This window comes from Rhizobium sp. UBA1881, assembly GCF_002338015.1.
Classification (GTDB): domain Bacteria; phylum Pseudomonadota; class Alphaproteobacteria; order Rhizobiales; family Rhizobiaceae; genus Rhizobium.
Map to the genome: position 1 here is coordinate 1 of NZ_DDHH01000133.1, position 2,795 is coordinate 2,795.

Annotated in this window: 2 protein-coding genes; both read left to right on the top strand. The window is 59.9% G+C overall.

Annotation, left to right across the window (positions count from 1 at the left end; genetic code table 11):
• The coding region (locus tag B3605_RS16310; RefSeq protein ID WP_296435063.1) for an SDR family NAD(P)-dependent oxidoreductase at positions 1-580 on the top strand (580 nt) is incomplete at its 5' end.
• A gap of 100 nt (positions 581-680) precedes the next feature.
• Positions 681-2,771: a glycogen debranching protein GlgX gene (gene glgX, locus B3605_RS16315; RefSeq protein WP_296435065.1), complete on the top strand. Its 2,091-nt coding sequence runs from the start codon at positions 681-683 to the stop codon at positions 2,769-2,771.
• Positions 2,772-2,795: the final 24 nt, after the last annotated feature.

Below are 2,795 nucleotides of genomic sequence, written 5' to 3' on the forward strand. Positions count from 1 at the left end.
CGTCCATGGCGACGTGTCCAAAGAGGGTGAGACCGAGCGCGTTGTCGAAGAAACCGCCAAGACATTCGGCCATCTCGACGGCTTGGTAAACAACGCTGGCGGCATGCTGGGCCGCAAGCCCACGGCAGAGTTCACCGACGAGCATTACGAGAAGGTGATGGACCTCAACGCGCGCTCCGTGCTGGCTGCAACCCGCGCGGCCCATCCCTGGTTGAAAAAACAGGGCGGGTTCATCATCAACACCACATCGATAGCAGCCCGAAACGGCGGTGGTGGCGGCGCCATTCTTTACGCCGCAGCCAAGGGCTTCGTCTCCACTATCACCCGGGGCCATGCGAAGGAGTTCGTGCCCGACCGCATTCGCGTCAACGCGGTCGCACCAGGGGTGATCGCTACGCCGTTCCACGAGCGCTATACCAACGACGAACAGATGGAGATGCAGCGCAAGTCGATTCCGATGGGTTTCGTCGGCACGCCGGAGGATTGCATCGGTGCTTATCTGTTTCTCGCATCGCCGACGCTATCCGGCTACGTCACCGGCCAGATCATCGAGGTTAACGGCGGACAGCTCATGCCCTGACTTGCAGTGGGGCAATTCGATTAGGTCCTGACGTCGATCCAAGGAACTTTTGCAGCGCAACAACGTTCCCTGCAGGCTAACAACCAAGCGGGGGCGTTCCATGAGCTTTTCGTTTTCAGAACTCGACTTTCTCAAGCCCGAACTGGGGGCCGAATATACCGGCCAGGGAACGCATTTCGCGGTGTTTTCCGCCCATGCCGAACAGATGGAGCTCTGCCTCTTCTCGCCCGATGGCAAGGACGAGGTCGCGCGCATGGCACTTCCCAAACGCGAGGGCGACATCTGGTCCGGCTATATCGCAGGTGTCGGCCCAGGTACCGTTTACGGCTATCGCGCCCACGGTCCTTACGACCCGCAGGCTGGTCATCGGTTCAACCCGAACAAGCTGCTGCTCGACCCCTATGCCAAGCAGGTTCTTGGCGAACTCAAGTGGGACGATGCACTCTACGGCTACACGATCGGTGCGAAGGATGATGACCTCTCCTTCGACGACCGCGACAGCGCTCCCTATATGGTCAAGGGCATCGTGCAGGACCCGGATTTCGACTGGGACGGCGACCAGGCGATCCGCCGTACCTGGACGGATACGATCATTTATGAGGCGCATGTGCGCGGGATGACGATGACGCACCCCGATGTGCCCGATGAGCTGCGTGGCACGTTTCTCGGCATGTGCAGTGAGCCGATCATCGATCACCTGACCAAACTCGGAATATCAGCAATCGAGCTGCTGCCGATCCAGCATTTTCCAAACGATCGCTATCTCCTCGAAAAAGGCCTCACCAACTACTGGGGCTACCAGACGCTGGGCTTCTTCGCGCCGCAGCCGCGATACTTGTCGGGAAGCAGGATCACCGAGTTCAAGACGATGGTGAAGGCGTTCCACGCCGCCGGCATCGAGGTCATCATGGATGTGGTCTATAACCACACGGCCGAAGGCAGCGAACGCGGGCCGACGCTCTCTTTTCGTGGGCTCGACAATGCCAGCTACTACATCCTCTCGCCTGATGATCCGCGCCACACCTATGACACGACAGGGACCGGCAACACCCTGAACGTTGCGCACCCCATGGTCATGCGGATGGTGCTCGACAGCCTGCGTTACTGGGTCGGCGTGATGCACGTCGATGGTTTCCGCTTTGACCTCGCCAGCACGTTGGGGCGCCAGGACCTCGACTTCGACCGCCAGGGCATCTTCTTCAGCGCGATACGTCAGGACCCGATCCTTTCGGGCGTGAAACTCATCGCCGAACCCTGGGATGTCGGTGAAGGCGGCTACCAGGTCGGTGGCTTTCCACATCCCTTCCGGGAATGGAACGACAAGTTCCGCGACGACACCAGGCGTTTTTGGAAAGGCGACGGCAGCATGGCGCCCGATATGGCAGCAAGGCTCACCGGCTCGCAGTTGCAGTTCAATCACTCCGACCGCGCTTCGACATCGTCGGTCAACCTTCTGTCTGCCCATGACGGCTTCACGCTGATGGACACAGTCTCGTTCAACGAAAAGCACAACGATGCGAACGGCGAAGACAATCGAGACGGCCATTCCGACAATCACTCCGACAACATGGGGGCAGAGGGCGCGACCGACGACAACGGCATCCGCGAAGCTCGCTCTCGCCGCCGTCGTAACATGATGGCGACCCTGCTTCTCAGCCAAGGCGTGCCGATGATCGTGGCGGGCGACGAAGTCGGAAATAGCCAGGGCGGAAACAACAACACCTATTGTCAGGACAACGAAACCGGCTGGGTCGATTGGTCCGGCCTTGACGATCCCTTCCTGACCTTCTGCCAGAAGATGATAGCTTTGCGCAAAGAGTACCCCGAGCTTCGCCAGGAACGCTTCCTGACCGGCGCAGTCGGCGAGGACGGGCGCACCGAAATCGCCTGGTATCGCCCTGATGGACAACTGATGGGCGAAGAGGACTGGAACGATCCGGAGCTTCGTCTGCTCAGCGTTTATATTTCCTATAGCGCCAACACGCCTGACGTCGACACGCGTGCAGGTTTGTTCACGGTGCTCAACGCCGGCGGAGATTGCGAGATCCGTCTGCCTCAGGTCAACGAGATCAACGAGTGGAGCCGCGTGCTTTCCACCGGTGTGGACGACCCCTTCACCAGACTGGATGTTGATGAACCGCTGACGGTTGAGCGCGAAAGCGTAGCCGCGTTCATTCCAAGGGGCGGCTAGACGAAGCAAGGAGCGAGCCGCCGT

Excerpts from the sequence above, each read along its gene's own strand:
- glgX (WP_296435065.1), top strand. The coding sequence starts at position 681 with ATGAGCTTTTCGTTTTCAGAACTCGACTTTCTCAAGCCCGAACTGGGG.